The sequence below is a fragment of the Chthonomonas sp. genome (assembly GCF_035294165.1).
In the GTDB taxonomy this organism is placed as follows: domain Bacteria; phylum Armatimonadota; class Chthonomonadetes; order Chthonomonadales; family Chthonomonadaceae; genus Chthonomonas.
In genome coordinates this window covers 13,197-28,393 of record NZ_DATGLN010000151.1, presented here as the reverse complement: position 1 = coordinate 28,393, position 15,197 = coordinate 13,197, and the positions used below count along the sequence as shown (strand labels likewise).

The following is a 15,197-nucleotide window of genomic DNA, read 5'->3' as shown; positions in this document are numbered from 1 at the left end:
TTGTAGACACTCAGCGTTTTACCGTCGCTGTAAACGGCCTGATAGGCAGCCCGATTCGGTACATTGATCACCAAGCGCAGAAGGTTGGGGCGCTTGGCGGAAAGGACAATCCCTTCCACAAACCGTTCCAGTGTGGTGCTGCCGGTTTGCAGCGTGGCTTCAACCGTTGCCCGCTCCGCGTAGCTATGAAGGTTAGCGTAGAGGTTGGCGGTATAACGCAAAGCGTCCGGCAGATCGGCTGCCTTAACCGAAGAGGCCGGCAAAAGTAAGCACAGTATCATGCAACCGGATAACACCAAAAGTCGGTTCACCATAGGGCACCAATGCGAACATAAGCTACACTAGTATACCTCTTCACTGCGTCTCATCTTTTTCTTGGAGCGAATAAGTGTCGCCTACCCCCAAACGTATGTTAGGGGTTGGAATCGCTTTCCGCCAAGACGAATGTTGCAGGCAGTGTTATAATGTTAGGAAATACCGTGTCGTGCGCACAAGGAACAACAGGATATGGGCTACACCGTCCGAGTTATGCATTTCGCAGATACCCATTTTGGCGTAGAGCAGTACGGCAAGCTGGACGCTGCCACCGGTCTCAACTCGCGTTTGTTGGATTTTAAAACGTCGCTTATGCGTGCTATTAATCGGGCTATTGAAGAGGACGTAGACATCGCAATTTTTGCCGGTGATGCCTACAAGGCGCGTGACCCTCGTCAGACGGAGCAGCGTGAGTTTGCCGAATGCATTCGCCGCCTTTCCGAGAAGGATATTCCTGTGGTGCTGCTAACCGGCAATCACGACCTACCGGTAATGAAGGGGCGTGCGAACGCCATCGAGATTTATCGAACGCTCGGCGTTGAAAAGGTCTACGTATACAGTCGCCCCGAAGTAGAGTGCATCCCCACAAAGCGCGGCACACTGCGTGTTGCGGCCATGCCCTATTTGGCGAAGGGCGTGCTGATTGGGCGGGAAGAGTTGAAACATTTCAGCTTAGATGAAACGCGCCGCTATGTGGAAGAACGTTACTGCTTCTACATTGAGGAGTTGGCGAAGAAGGTGAGGGAGGCAGAAGATGACATTCCCACGGTGCTCATGGGGCATTTCTGGGTAAGTGGGGCCAAACTTTCGAGTTGGCAGCAGGGTTACTTAGGCAACTCCAACGAGCCTCAGGTTCCCCTCTCTGTGCTTACGAACCCCGCTTTCGATTATGTGGCGCTGGGGCACATACACCGTTTTCAAGACCTTCATCCTCAAGGCCAACCCCACGTGGTCTACTGTGGTAGTCCCGACCGCATAGATTTCGGAGAGCGTGAGGAGGAGAAGGGATTCGTGATCGCCGATGTGTACAAGGGGGGAGCCGATTATCGGTTTATTGAGGTAGATGTGGCCCGTAAGATGGTGGAGATAGAGGTGGATGCCGATTGTGATGACCCTACTGCGGCCATCCTCTCTGCCATTAGGCGTCATCCAATTCGAGATAACATCGTACGATTGATCTATCACATTGAGGCGGAGCGCGATTCTTTGGTAGACCAGCGCCTTATCGAGGAGGCCTTATCTCCGGCGCTTGTGCGTATCGTACGCCGCGCTATCCGTCGCAACATCAACACGCGCAACAGCGCACTAACCGAAAATCGCCAGCCGCGTGAGGCATTAACTCTCTACATCGAAACCCAAGACAAACTCCGACCCCTAAAAGACCGTCTGTTAGAGGCTGCCGAACCGCTCTTTCAGGCGTTAGAACAAGAGGAGAGAGAGTTTACCACTTCGCTCTAGGGATGAGGCAACAGGATGATCCCGATTCGATTGAGTTTGAAAAACTTTATGAGCTACGGAGAGCCACCGGAGACGTTGAACTTCGAGGGCCTGCATGTGGCGTGTCTGTCCGGTGAGAACGGCAACGGCAAAAGTGCCCTGCTCGATGCCATTACCTGGGCACTGTGGGGGCGCACCCGCATTGCCTCGCAAGGGGTAAGTGAGGACGATCTCATTCGGCTTGGGGCTCAGGAGATGGAGATACTCTTTGAGTTCGAGCTGAATGGGCAGCGCTACAAGGTGACCAAAAAGCGTAAGCGCGGTGGCAGCAGCGAATGGCATCTTGCCGGTTGGGATGGAAAGGACTGGATATCGCTTAGCGGAACCTCGCAACGGGAGACGGAAAGGCGCCTTACCCAGCTCCTCAGCATGGAGTATGAGACGTTTTTGAACTCGGCCTATCTACAACAAGGCCGTGCGGAGGAGTTTACGCGACAAACCCCCGATAAGCGTAAACAGGTGCTAGGGCAAATTCTAGGCCTTGAGCGCTACGACCGCCTACAAGAGCTTGCACGCGAGCAGGTGCGAGAGGCGAAAGCTCAGATACAGGAGCTTGAGGGGCAGGTGAATCTCTTAAAGCTTGAGGCCAACGATTTACAACGAAGGAACGCGCAGTTGCAAGAAGTGCGAGCCGGTCTTGAAAAGTTGCGAGAGGAGCTGGCCCAAAAAGAGCAAGAACATGCGCAACTACACACGAAGCTTGTGGAGTTGCAGACGTTGGCCACGCAGGTGAGGGAGCTTGAGAGGACACTAGCCGAGCAGAGGGCAGACGCGCAAACTCGCAGAGTTGAACTTGCAAGGGTTGAAAGCCAAATTGCGGAGATGGAAACTCTGCTAGGGCAGAGCGAGGCCATTATCGGTGACTATCAGTTGTGGCAAAGTGCGAAACAGAAAGCCGATGCTCTGGAGCCGCAACTTCAGGAGTATCATGCTGCCAATGAGGAGATGGTTCGGTTAGAGGCCGAACTGCAACGTGAGGAGCAGGAGCTGCGTCATGCCATTGCTGCAAAGCGCCGTGATATAGAACAGCTTGAAAGAGAGATCGAACAGAAGAACCAGTTGGTGACAGAGATTCAAGCTTTGAAAGCCAAGCTCGCATCGGCTAAAGAGGTTCAGGTGCGCTACGATCAACTCTCTGCACGGCAGCAGGAGCTGGAGCAACAAAAAGAGGCCTTGCAGACCGAGTATGATGCGATTCGGCAGCTTGAGAATGATTGCCGTTTGGCGCGGCAGGCTTTGCAGCACGCGATAATAGCTAAGCAGCAAGAGCTTGCCCAGTTGCAAAGAGATTTAGAAGTTCGAAATAGAATTCTTGCCGACATCGCGAATTTGGAGCAACAGCTCGTCGGAGAAGAGCAGCTTCAGGCAAAGTTGCAGGAAGTGCAGCAGGCGCTTACGGAGGCAACGGAAAGGTATCAGGGGCTAAAGGCACAAAATGAGCGTTTGAAGCAGGATATAAGCGAAATTAGGGAGATATTGCCCATTCTGCAACAGGCTGGAGCCAGCTGTCCGGTATGCGCTTCGGAGTTGAATGACGAGAAGCGGCAGCGACTTATTGCCTCACAGCAGACGAAATTGCGGGAGTGTGAGGAACAGCTCGAACGGGTGCGCCAACAGGGTCTCGAACTAAAAGAGAGGAGAAGACAGCTTGAGGAGGAGCAGCAACGGTTAGAGGAGCAGCGACGCCGGTTTATTGAGCAGAGGGCGCGACTGCAGGAGTTGCAAGCACAACGAGAGCAGTACGACACCGTAGAGGAAAAGCTGCAGAGGACGCAGACCGAGCTGGCCGAGCTGGACACAACTGCCGCAAGTAATGCGCTGCGCCCGCTGTTGCTATGGCATAACAATGCGCAGGAACCGCTTCAGCGCCTCGCACGTTTTGACATCGCCACCATGGAGCAACTGGCTTCACGCCGTCAGACGGTGGAGGGGAAGCTTAACGATGTGCGGCAAGCGGAAAGACAGAACAGAGAGGCGATAGAGGCACTACAGAAGCAACGGGACGAGATGCTGCAGTGGCACACCCGTTTGGATGCGCTGCAGTCGCGATTACAAGAGTACGATGGGGTTGAGACAAGATTAAAGCAAGCGCGCGATGAACACAACGAATTACAGCAAAAGCTCGAAAAAGGGGATTTTGGTCATCCTATTCGAACCAGAATGACGATCGCTCAGAGGACACTGTCCCGACTGAAGGCGGTTAGTGAGGAGTACGAACAGGCGAAGCGACAGGCAGAGGCCTTAGAGCCGGCCCGCGAGCGCTTTCGCTTGCTCGAAGACGCACGTGCCCAAATTAAGCCGATGCGGGAGGAGAGGCAGCGGCTAAGCCGTCTCATCGCCGAAAGACAAGCACAGATACAGACTCTGGAGGAAGAACAAGCCGAAAAATGCCTTATGTTAGGGCAGATTGACGAAGTGCAGCAGCGGTGCGAGGCGGCTAGACAGGCGCTTGACGAGGTTCGCCGACTTAGTGAAGAACAGAGAGTTGAGGAGGGGAGGCTTGCCGAAGCCGTGCAGCGTGCTGAAAAGGCAGCTCTTGACTTGCGGGAGAAAGAGGCCGCCTTAAAAGCCTGGAAGGAGCGACAAAGCCTCTATGAGCATTTAGACGCCGCTTTCGGCAGAAAAGGGGTTCAGGCGCTTATCATCGAGAACACGCTGCCGGAGCTAGAAGAGGAGGCCAACGAGATTTTGCGCGCTTTGACCGATGGTAAAATGCAACTGCGTTTTGAGGTGGTGCGCCCAACCCGATCCAAACGCGGTGAGATCGAAACGCTCGATATTCGCATTACGGACGATATGGGCACACGTCCCTACGAGCTGTTTAGCGGGGGAGAGGCCTTCCGCATCAGTTTTGCCATCCGCATCGCCCTCTCGCGCCTGCTGGCCCGCCGCAGTGGCACGCGTTTGCAAACCTTAATTATGGATGAGGGTTTTGGGTCGCAGGATGGAAAGGGGCGGGAGCGTTTGGTGGAGGCCATCGAGGCGATCAAAGACGATTTCGAGAAGATTTTAGTGATTACCCACATGGAAGACCTGAAAGATGTCTTCGCCCATCGTATTGAAGTAACAAAAGATGAGCGTGGCTCTCATATCCATTTAGTGTAGAGGAGGAGAAAGATGCTAAGGGAACACTTTCCTATCACATACCGTTCTTTCTGTTACACGCAAAAAGCTCCTCTTCTAATGGGTGTTGTGTGTAACGGCATTGGGTTTGTGGAGAACTCCATTAAGGCGCTGCCAAAGGGAGAGGAGCTGGAAAGCACAGGAGGTAGCGGGGCGGAGTGGATTGTTGTGGTATACGACAACGACTATAATACGGTGGAGGAGGTCATTCACATTCTCATCGCCGCAACCCACTGTTCGTTTGAGGAGGCCGCCATCGAGACTTGGGAGATACATCACTTAGGTAAATCGGTGGTTCATCACGCCGATAAGGAAGAGTGCGAGCGGGTAGCAAGCATCATTGCCACTATCGGCATTCGGGTAGAGGTTAAGGAGGGATGAAGAAACGCCCAAAAAGCTCTGATCGGCCTCAAGCCTCATCTCCTCCGCTTTCTGTATTCCCCAAACCCAACGATGGAGAAGGGGATAAAATCGCGCGCAGAACCGCCGGCCTCCAAGCATCTTGCGATTTATCGGGAGAGCCTAGCGTTGGCCTCGAAGCCTATACGGCCCTAAAAACCTTGAGCGATCCGGATCAGATAGCGGCCTTCTTCCTTGCAGAACGCGAGAAACTGAACGACGAGATAAAGGCGCCTCTACGAGATGAAAGGGGGAACGCCGGCCTTGAGAGTGCGAAAGCACCCTCCGGCGTGCAGATGGCACGTCGCTTCAGCGACCTAACCGATGCCGTGATCGGGCGATTGTTCGAGCTGGCCTGCGAACGCATTGGGGAGGCGCCTGCCGGAGTACCGCTCTGTATTGTGGCAACAGGGGGCTACGGCAGAAGAGAGCTTTGCCCTTACTCCGACATAGACATCACCTTTATTCCTCTTCGCGATGGGGAGGCCCGAACCGATCAGGTCGTTCGATATATGTTCCAGGCCCTTATGGACATCGGAATGAACCGTGTTGGGCTGGAGGTAGGCTACGCCTATCGCCTGCTGGAGGATTGTGGCAACCTCGATCTGCTTACCATAAGTGGGCTATTAGATGCCCGGCTCATTGTGGGCAGCGAACGACTCTTTATTCAGTTTGAAGACGCCTTTTGGAGCAACTTTAACGCGACCGACTTCATTTTTACCAAGTTGGAGGAGCGATCTCGGGCGCTTGCGAAGCACGGAATGGTTCCTTACCAGGTTGAGCCGAATTTGAAGGAGGGGCCTGGAGGGCTGCGGGATTTTCAGACAATGGTATGGCTGCTACAGGCACGCCACCATCTTCCGGCAGCGCGCGTTCGTGGCGAACGAGTCTTTCAGGTACTTCAACAGGAGATGCACTTGACCGAAGAGGACTGCAAGCAGCTTGCTTTAGCGAAGGAGCACCTCTTTCAAATTCGGAACGCCCTGCATGCTCTTAGCGGAGCCGAACGCGATGTGCTGGTAGTTACGCGCCAGGAGGAGGTGGCCCAGGCTTTGGGCTACGGCCGAGAGCCGGCCTCCACCGAGACGTTTATGGCCCAAACCTATACCCATTTGGCAACGATGCGGCGATTTGCCTCCTCCGCTTTCCGGCGTGTGGAGCATAGCCGCCTTATTTTAGGGATCGGGTTAGACTGCAAGCACCGGCAGATCGTGCCCGCAAACGAGGCCCTGATCGCCGACGACCTCGGCTGGATTTTGTGGATTTTCGAGTTAGCCCAAAAATATCAGCTAGAGATCGGAGAGGCGTTGGAGCCTATTATCATTGAGCTATTGAGATCTAAACCGGAGGTTCCCGCGGACCGGAGCATCCGTCAGGTGTTTACCCGGCTTCTTTCGGCGACGGGAAAAGTCTACCCCATTCTGCAGAAGATGGCCGACTTAGGGGTACTGGGTTGGCTATTGCCGGAGTTCGGCATATTGATGAATCTTATTCCCTACGATCCCGCCCATGAGTATACGGTGGGACAGCATACCCTCTATGTGATCAAGCATATCGAAGCTCTTTTGGAGCCACACCCGGCCAATGAAGAGCTATTCACGGAGATGCGCCGTCTGCTGCTTGAGCTTCCGCACCCGGAATGGCTTATGTTGGCGGCTCTGCTGCACGATTGTGGAAAGGCCGTGCCCGGTGTGCCGCACTCTGAGAGCGGAGAGAGCATTGCACGGGCGATATGTAAGCGACTGGAATGGGATGAAGAGGCCACAGAGGCCGTCTGTTTTCTGGTGAGGAACCATCTTCTCATGGCGGAGACCTCGCGCCTACGCGACCTCGATAGAGAACAGACCATTGCCGATTTTGTGCGGGTGGTGGACGACGTAGATCGGCTTAACATGCTCTACTTACTAACCTATGCCGATACGCGCGCCGTTGGTGAGGGGGTATGGACACCGGTAAAGGGGCATTTCTTAAGGACACTATGGCTGCGGGCGTTGGATGCCCTCTACGCGCGCGAAGAGGTTGAAGATGAGGAGACAGTGGTGGCGCGTGCCCAGAGAGCGCTGCTTAGAGACACAAGTTTCCACACGCTTCCGGCCGAGTTGGTACAAGAACACATCCAGGCCATGCCGACGAGCTATCTACTGAATCAGCCCGTGCAACGCATCGCCGCCCACATCGAATACGTTCGGCGCGTGCGTGCCGGCGAGATTGTCATCGCATTTGAAGATGAGCCGACGGCCACCTACTCCGAATTGACGGTCTGTACTTATGACGACCCGCAGCCCGGCCTTTTGTCGAAGATCGCCCTAGCGCTCTTCTGCGCAGGGGTAACCGTTCACGCCGCACAGGTGTTAACCCGCGTTACCGCCGGTGAGCGTATTGCCATAGATACCCTTTGGGTGGACTACCGGGGGCGTCATCTTCTGCCGGGCAAGAGAAAGGAGGTGACCGAGCTACTAAAAAAGGTGATCCGCGGGGAACCTCTGGCGTTGCCTACGGCACAGCAAGCAAAAGGGATGTACGTGCGGGGTGTAAGTAAGAATGCGGAGGAGGAGATCGTTCTCATTGAGATAGCCGGTGAGGAGCAGATAGGGGCGCTCTACTGGCCGGCAGCGGCTCTTGCACATTTGGGGTGGAATATTCAGAGCGCGCGGATATCGGCGTGGCAGGGTGAAGCACGCGCTGTTTTTTATGTGCAGATACCGCAAGATCTGTCGGAGATCGAGATAGAGCGTCGCCTCAATGCTGCTTTGCAGCTTGACAGGGGTGAGAGAAGCAAGGCATAATGCGTATTCAGATATAGACCCGAAAAGGGTTAAGGAGGTTCAACGTTCTCGATTATGAAACGAAATTTCTCTTTAACGCAGTTACTTATCGTCGTTTTGCTCATCGTGATCCTCTACCTAGGGGGACGCATGGTGGCGCCACCACCGGCTGCACCGCCTAAAGAGGAAAATCAAGTAACGAACTTGCCGTCGGCGCCGGCCAAGCCGCCCAAACAGGCCCTCGTGCCGCTGCCGGCAGGCATGGACAAGAAGCTATTGAAGCATGGGATTGCAAAAAAGACGGTGGATCAGTGGAAGAAGAAAGGGATTCCTGCGCCGATGCTCAGTGAGCTTTACGAGATGGTGAACCACCCCGATAAGCCTAAAAGCTCCCTTCCGAATCCCTACACCATTGATGTCTCGGATAAATACTGGCACCAGGCCCAGATGGGGGAGGCGGGCATCAAGCAGCAGCGCGCTATCTTTCACAAAGAGATGGAGGAGTTGAAGGCGGCCACGATGAACCCTCAACCTCCCTCCGCCGCGAAATAGCTTGTGTTGTTTTCCCTTTGTCAGGGCGCGAGTTTCGCGCCCTTTAATCTTAATTAAACCGTATGTTGGCAGCTAACAAAGCCCGGAGTTGTTTGTAGCAAAATTTTGGTCAAAAAACTCTTGACACATCCGCCCAATTGTGATAGAGTATATAGGCTCTAGAATGCCCATCTGTCGTAGCTGGTATCACGACGCCTCTTGGGCACGGATTCCGAAATCTTCACAAACCTTCGGTTGCAATTTCTCCGCCAAGGCAGTGAAGTGCCGTGCTGTAGGTCACTTCGTCTATTTTTAGCTTGGGGGAAATTGTGAAGGTAAGCGCGAACACCGCGCGGAACAAAGGAGGCAAACTGCATGAAAAAACGTATGGCCTGCATGCTCGCCCTTGCTGCCGGCACAGGGCTTGGTCTAGCTGCGACCCCACCGAGCTTGGCAGACCACATCACGATGACGAATGTGGGCGGGCTTCAGCTCTCTATCTCTCCAGAGGCCACGGTCACAGAGGCCGGTAACGTTGCTCTAACCGTTCGCTACATCGGGGGCAACATCCGCTCGATAATGCTTTACATTGACGGAAATCTCCTCGAAAAGAGCGCGCTGACGACCGACGCTAAAGTCGGCAAAATCCGTTTTGAAATCGATCCCTCTCTTGTGGAGGCCGGAGATCACGTTGTCGTTGTAAAAGGCATAGATGCTAACGGGCGGGCTGTGGTTGCCAAAGCCACCGTGCACTTTGGCGAGGGTGGGCCGGTGCGCCTAACATCCCCCATGCAAAATGCCATTGTGCAGGGTGTGGTACCGATCGTTGTGCAGGTCGATCCCTCTCTGAGTGGGGCGTTTGTATCGTTCTATGTGGACAATCGCTTCCTCATGATGAAGAACTATGCGCCCTACACGTTTAACTGGGACTCCACCCGCGTTGCCAACGGCAACCATGAGATTTACATCGAGGTTCTCGACGCCCAAACCCAAGCGGTGGTAAAGAAGATACACACCTTCGTAACCGTCAACAATGTGATGGGCTTTACCAGTCGCCAAACCACCGTTCCGGACCTGCGTACCTCGCAGCCCTCTCCGGCTCAAAACCTGGTTAACCGCGCGGTAGAGGCCACACTAGCCCTTCAGCCGGAAGGGCATTTGGATGCAGATGCGGCTACAACACCAACAGAAGGCACGGTTCCGGCTGCGTCGCTTGTGGGCGGGTTGCGTGCCGCTGTAGTACAACAGGAGGTAACGAAGGAGCATCCGCTGTTGGCACTGCCCGCGCCAAACCGCTTCAGAGCGCCTGCACTGCCCGAAACAGCCTGGAGTGCACCCGATCACCAAGTGCCAACGGTGCATTTCGCCGTGCCCGCCGCATCGCCCTTTCATCCCGGTGTTCTGGCCATGTTGGCCGAGCCGAAAGGAGCGCTAAGCCTTAACAAAGAGGGGCTTTCGTTTGCCGCTCGTACGTTCCAACCCTTGGTAGCCCCGCGCCGCATTGGCAACTTCGCCGTCGTCCCTCACGTGGCCACCTCGGTGGGAGTGGGGGCAAGGCCTCGCGCCTTTACAGGCCTGGTGGCACAGCCCATCGTAAAACGCATCCAGCAGACACGACTGCTTGGCGCCGGTACAACCATGCATCACGCCAGAACGCTGCAGATCGCCTTCGATAACCAATTGATCGCCTTCGATGTGCCGCCGCGAGTGGTGCATGGCATGCCGCTTGCGCCCTTCCGGCAGATATTTGAACACACCGGGGGAACCGTGGAGTGGTACGCTCAGTCTAAGACGGTGCGAGCCATTAACCCCAATCGCGAAATCGAATTTCGCATCGGGCAGAGAACGGCTACGGTCAACGATCAGTCGCTGAAAATGCAGACAGCGCCTTATATTGATAGGGGGCGGGCCATCGTGCCCCTCTCTTTCGTGAAGGATGCGCTTAACGTAAGCGTTCAGTACGACCCACAAACCGGGCACATCCTCATCCAGAGTAAATAATCGGTTTGGAGGCAACAAAGCCGCTCAACCGTGTTGAGCGGCTTTGTTTTTAAACGGTCGAATCGTTACTCTTCGTTTCGGTGGCAGTGTCTTTGTTCGTTTTCTCGTCAGAGGAAGTGCTTTCTTGCTTTCGCGAATCGGTGATGTACCAGCCGGAGCCTTTAAAGATGATGCCCACCGGATAAAGCAGACGCTTCACCGGCCCGTTGCATTTAGGGCAGGTCGCCAAGGGCGCTTCTTTGATGGTTTGAAAGGCTTGAAACTCGTATTGGCACTCGGTGCATTGATAACCATAGGTTGGCATAAACATTTCCTCCTTCTTTTTAGATTACCATAACCGCTACTTTTTTCTATACTATCATTATCGTGTAAAGGTACAGAGGAGTTGCAAATTAAGCTAAGAGAGGAATTGGAAAAATGCCTGTGCATCCTATTCGCTACGATGCGTACAAGCCAGCTTATGTGGTGGGGCTAATGTCGGGTACCTCGGTGGACGGGGTGGATGCCGCTCTGATCGAAATCGGTGTAGCGGCTGACGTTACCAACTGGCGATTGTTGGGTTGGTGTCATCTGCCGTGGGCACCGGAGCTGAAATACGAGATTCTCGATGCCTGCCGTGCCGACGCCCCCGTGCAAAAGATCGTCCTGCTAAACTATCGGATCGCAGAGGTCTTTGCGGATGCGGCAAAATCGGTGGTCGCCCAATGCGGGCTAAAGACCGAACAAATTGACGTCATTGCTTCGCATGGACAGACCGTTTGGCATCAGTCAGAGCCGATGCTGCTGGCGGGCAGGCCGACGCGGGGCACGCTTCAAATTGGAGAGCCTGCAGTTATCGCGGCACGCACGGGGTGCATGGTCATTGCCGACTTTCGAGCGGCGGATATGGCAGTTGGGGGACAAGGAGCGCCGCTCGTTCCGATGAGCGACCGTCTGTTATTCGGATCAAATAAGGAGACACGTGTCGTACAAAACATCGGTGGCATCGCCAACGCCACCTATTTACCAATAGGTTGTCAATCGCGAGAGGACGCCGAGATTATCGCTTTTGACACAGGGCCGGGCAACATGGTGATAGATGGAATCGTCCGTGAGATGACCGCAGGGCAGCAAGAGTACGATCCAGAAGGGCAATGGGCAGCACAAGGCCAAATTCAGGAAGAGCTGCTGGCGGAGTGTTTAGCGCATCCCTATTTTCAGCAGCCGCCGCCAAAATCTACCGGCAGAGAGCTGTTTGGAAAAGCCTATGTCCACTGGTTTTGCCAACGCGCGCGTAAACGCGGTATGCGATGGGAGGATATGCTGGCCACGGCCTCTGCACTTACGGTGGAGAGTATCGCGCAGGCCTATGAGCGGTGGCTATTACCCAAGGCACCTATCCATCGAGTTATTGTAGGGGGAGGGGGTGTGCATAACCGTTGGCTTATGCAGCGGTTACGGCAAAGGTTGGCGCCTATTGCTCTTTCCACCCATGAGGAGTTCGGTGTACCCGACGATGCAAAGGAGGCCATTGCTTTTGCCCTCTTGGGCTACCTCACGCTGCGGGGAATGCCTGGCAATCTGCCGTCGGCGACCGGTGCGGCGCGTTCTGTGGTGTTGGGAAAGATCGTATTTCCTTGAAGAAGGAAACTTCTTGTCCTGGCGCTAACTCTAAAAGTATAGCAACTGCCGGAGGACCGAAATGATACTGACTGACGCAGAGGTGCGCTCTTTCTGGGAGAACGGGTTTCTCGTGTACGGTAAAGTATTGAGCGATGAAGAGCTAAGAGAGCTGAACGCCGCGCTGGATAGGGTTCTACGAGGCGAAAGCGCGGCCAAACCCGAGGCCAATCGCAATCTATTGGGCGACTCTTCAGAAGAGGTCGTCACTCAGGTGGTCAACATTTGGCTGGCCGAGCCAGCTTTCCGACGCCATCTTTACCATCCGATCATCGTGCCTATTATCGCTCAACTGATGAACACGGATACAGTGCGCGTTTGGCACGACCAGATACAGATCAAGCCGCCACGCATTGGAGGCCCTACCATTTGGCATCAAGATCACCCCTATTGGCCGATTATTCAGCCGCCCGATCTCATCAGCGCATGGGTTGCGTTGGAAGACGCCACCGCAGAAAACGGGTGCATGCGCATGGTAAAGCGAAGCTATAAGTGGGGACCTTATCCCGGCGGCACCATCGGCAACGACCCGGTGACGCATTCCCCAACACCCAAACCGGGGTTTGTGCCGGAAGGTGAGACCATTGAGGAGGTAGTTTGCGAGGTGCCGGCGGGGCACGTGGTCTTTCATCACTGCCTTACATGGCATGGCGCTCCGCCAAACCGTTCCGAACGAAATCGTCCGGCCATCGCCGTGCACTACATGCCGGGCTACACGCGTTTTGTGCCGACGGGACATCACCTTGTCGAGGAACATGTGCAGGTAGCTCCCGGTGAGGTACTGAAGGGCGACTATTTCCCCACGGTTTATGAAAACGGAAGACTCCTCCAACCCACCGATCTCTCGCTTGTGGGGTAAAGCAGTCTGAACGAAACACCACTTTTTCTCAGGAGCGGCGCACACCCCTTGACAAGCGGGGCAGAAAAGACGATAATAGGTGTTAGACTGGGAAAGGAGGTGGTGTCTAGATTATGGATCACAGTCAACGAGGTGAGCAGGCGGTCTAAGCCTGTTTTAACCAAACTGTGTTCTCTTTGAGACGTTTCTAGGAAATGTTCTTAAGGAGTGCAGCGTAGTGATGAACGGGACGATCGTCCTGTTCGCCTGCTGAAGCCCGGCGTGTGCGCACGTCCGGGCTATAAATTTTGAAGGGGTAAGCATAGATGCTCGATATTGTCCTGCGCAACGGCACCGTTGTGGACGGCACGGGCGCTCCGAGCGTGAAAGCGGATGTAGGCATCGTTGGCGATCGAATTGCGGCTGTGGAGGTGCTGCCGCCTGGTGTGGAGGCTGTAAAAACCCTCGATTGCAGCGGGTTGATCGTGGCACCCGGGTTTATTGACATTCACACCCACGCGGACATCGCTTTGCTGAATAGTCCAGAACACCTTGCCAAAGTAATGCAAGGCGTGACTACGGAGGTTTTTTCCAATTGTGGGCTTGGTTTTGCTCCCGTTACAGCTTCCGGTATGGAGATACAGCGACGCTACATCGCCGGGCTTTTTGGCGATGCGGATGCGTGTGATGACGATGGGCCGCGTGTGGACTGGAGCTGGCGTCGGGTTAACGAGCTGCTCGAGCGCTATGAGACAGCTGGCATCGGTACGAACGTGGCGTATTTGATACCGCACGGTGCGGTTCGCGTTTCTGTGATGGGCATGCAGGAGCGTCCTGCAACCTCTGAGGAAATCGCAGCGATGGAAAGAATGGTGCTTGAGGGTATGGCGGAGGGCGCATGGGGGCTTTCAACGGGGCTTTGGTATGCCCCGATGCGCTCGGCCGCTCACGAAGAGAATGTACGGCTTTGTAAAGCGGCCGGCTTCTTCGCAACGCATCAGCGCGACTATGGCGAGCGGCTTTTTGAGGCGACCTTGGAGAGCTTGCGGATCGCACGAGCGGCTCAAGTTCCCGTGCAGATCGCGCATCTGCAGATGAATGGGGTACAGAATAGGGGGCGTGCGCCGGAGCTTTTGGAGATTTTAGATCAGGCGCGGACAGAGGGAATCGATGTAACATGTGATACCTACCCCTATACGGCCGGTTCCACTTTTGTCCAATCGCTTTTGCCGGAGCGGTTTGTGGAAGAAGGGCCGGAGGCCTTGTTGCGGCGCCTTCACGACCCCGAGGAACGCAGAGCGATTGCAGAGGCACTGAATGATGGACGTGATTGGTCAATCTACGTTCTATCGGGGGCAACCTCACCGGCAAACGCTGCTTTGGAAGGACTTTCCTTCTCTGAAGCGGCCGCACGACGCGGGCTAACGGTTGGCGAATGGATATGTGCCTTACTAGAAGAGGAGCAGTTACGCGCCTGTTTCATCCATCATGCAGCACATGAAGAAAACGTACGCACCATTTTGCGGTGGGAACACCAGATGGTAGGCAGCGATGGGTTGCACTTGCCAGGGAAGTGCCACCCGCGCCTTTTTGGCACTTTCCCGCGCGTGCTGGGGCGCTATGTGCGAGAGGAGAAAGTGCTCTCGCTAGAGCAGGCCGTTCGTAAAATGAGCGGTGCGCCGGCGGCACGGTTGGGCTTGCCGCGGCGCGGCCTGCTGAAGGCCGGATATGCAGCCGATGTCGTTGTTTTCCACCCCCAAACGGTTCAGGACAGGGCCACTTTTGAGAGCCCCAGAGAGCATCCGGCTGGCGTCGTTCATGTGCTCTGCAACGGAGTGTTTGTGGTAGAAGAGAGCAGGCCCACAAAAGCCCTTCCAGGGCGGGTTCTTAAAAGATAAGCAGAGCGAGAAAGATTTTTTGCGCCTTTTAGGAGGAAAAGCAGGAATTCGAGGGCGACTTGTCGAAAATTTTAGCTGCATCAATCACACGCATGCGCAAGGAGCTACCCACCAGAAGTCGGCAACAACAGGACACGATTCTGTCTAAAGCTCCTTGCGGAGGAGGAGACT

The 15,197-nt window shown here is 54.9% G+C and carries 11 protein-coding genes; 9 read left to right on the top strand and 2 right to left on the bottom strand.

The genetic code is table 11. The annotated features are described in order from the left end of the window. On the bottom strand, positions 1-281 hold a 281-nt coding region (locus tag VKV29_RS07455), incomplete at its 3' end, for a hypothetical protein (RefSeq protein ID WP_324200679.1). Between the two features lie 226 nt (positions 282-507). Here VKV29_RS07455 and VKV29_RS07450 point away from each other — a divergent pair. The 6 genes from VKV29_RS07450 to VKV29_RS07425 all read left to right on the top strand — a co-directional run bounded on the left by VKV29_RS07450 (position 508) and on the right by VKV29_RS07425 (position 10,631). Continuing rightward, a complete protein-coding gene (locus tag VKV29_RS07450; RefSeq protein WP_324200678.1) occupies positions 508-1,773 on the top strand; it encodes an exonuclease SbcCD subunit D in 1,266 nt (421 codons plus the stop codon). Between the two features lie 15 nt (positions 1,774-1,788). Then, positions 1,789-4,917: an SMC family ATPase gene (locus tag VKV29_RS07445; RefSeq protein WP_324200677.1), complete on the top strand. Its 3,129-nt coding sequence runs from the start codon at positions 1,789-1,791 to the stop codon at positions 4,915-4,917. 78 nt (positions 4,918-4,995) lie between these two features. Then, the gene (locus VKV29_RS07440) at positions 4,996-5,316 is read left to right on the top strand and encodes an ATP-dependent Clp protease adaptor ClpS (protein ID WP_324200676.1); all 321 of its coding nucleotides are present in this window, start codon (positions 4,996-4,998) and stop codon (positions 5,314-5,316) included. After that, the gene (locus VKV29_RS07435; RefSeq protein WP_324200675.1) at positions 5,313-8,120 is read left to right on the top strand and encodes an HD domain-containing protein; all 2,808 of its coding nucleotides are present in this window, start codon (positions 5,313-5,315) and stop codon (positions 8,118-8,120) included. Before VKV29_RS07440 ends, VKV29_RS07435 begins: the two co-directional genes overlap by 4 nt. 54 nt (positions 8,121-8,174) lie before the next feature. After that, positions 8,175-8,651: a hypothetical protein gene (locus VKV29_RS07430; RefSeq protein ID WP_324200674.1), complete on the top strand. Its 477-nt coding sequence runs from the start codon at positions 8,175-8,177 to the stop codon at positions 8,649-8,651. 354 nt (positions 8,652-9,005) lie between these two features. Beyond that, complete coding sequence (locus VKV29_RS07425; RefSeq protein WP_324200673.1) at positions 9,006-10,631, top strand: stalk domain-containing protein; 1,626 nt, start codon at positions 9,006-9,008, stop codon at positions 10,629-10,631. A 49-nt stretch (positions 10,632-10,680) separates the two neighbouring features. Here the strand turns inward: VKV29_RS07425 and VKV29_RS07420 are convergent, their stop codons facing one another. Continuing rightward, entirely contained in the window at positions 10,681-10,935 is a 255-nt protein-coding gene (locus VKV29_RS07420; protein ID WP_324200672.1) for an FmdB family zinc ribbon protein, read from the bottom strand. Positions 10,936-11,048: 113 nt separating this feature from the next. Here VKV29_RS07420 and VKV29_RS07415 point away from each other — a divergent pair, with 113 nt between their 5' ends. The 3 genes from VKV29_RS07415 to VKV29_RS07405 all read left to right on the top strand — a co-directional run bounded on the left by VKV29_RS07415 (position 11,049) and on the right by VKV29_RS07405 (position 15,026). Next, positions 11,049-12,251 carry an anhydro-N-acetylmuramic acid kinase gene (locus VKV29_RS07415; RefSeq protein WP_324200671.1) on the top strand — a complete coding sequence of 401 codons (1,203 nt, stop codon included), beginning with the start codon at positions 11,049-11,051 and terminating at the stop codon, positions 12,249-12,251. Between the two features lie 61 nt (positions 12,252-12,312). After that, on the top strand, positions 12,313-13,149 hold the full coding sequence (locus tag VKV29_RS07410; protein WP_324200670.1) for a phytanoyl-CoA dioxygenase family protein: 837 nt from the start codon (positions 12,313-12,315) through the stop codon (positions 13,147-13,149). A 305-nt stretch (positions 13,150-13,454) separates the two neighbouring features. Next, the gene (locus tag VKV29_RS07405) at positions 13,455-15,026 is read left to right on the top strand and encodes a D-aminoacylase (RefSeq protein ID WP_324200669.1); all 1,572 of its coding nucleotides are present in this window, start codon (positions 13,455-13,457) and stop codon (positions 15,024-15,026) included. Positions 15,027-15,197 lie beyond the last annotated feature (171 nt).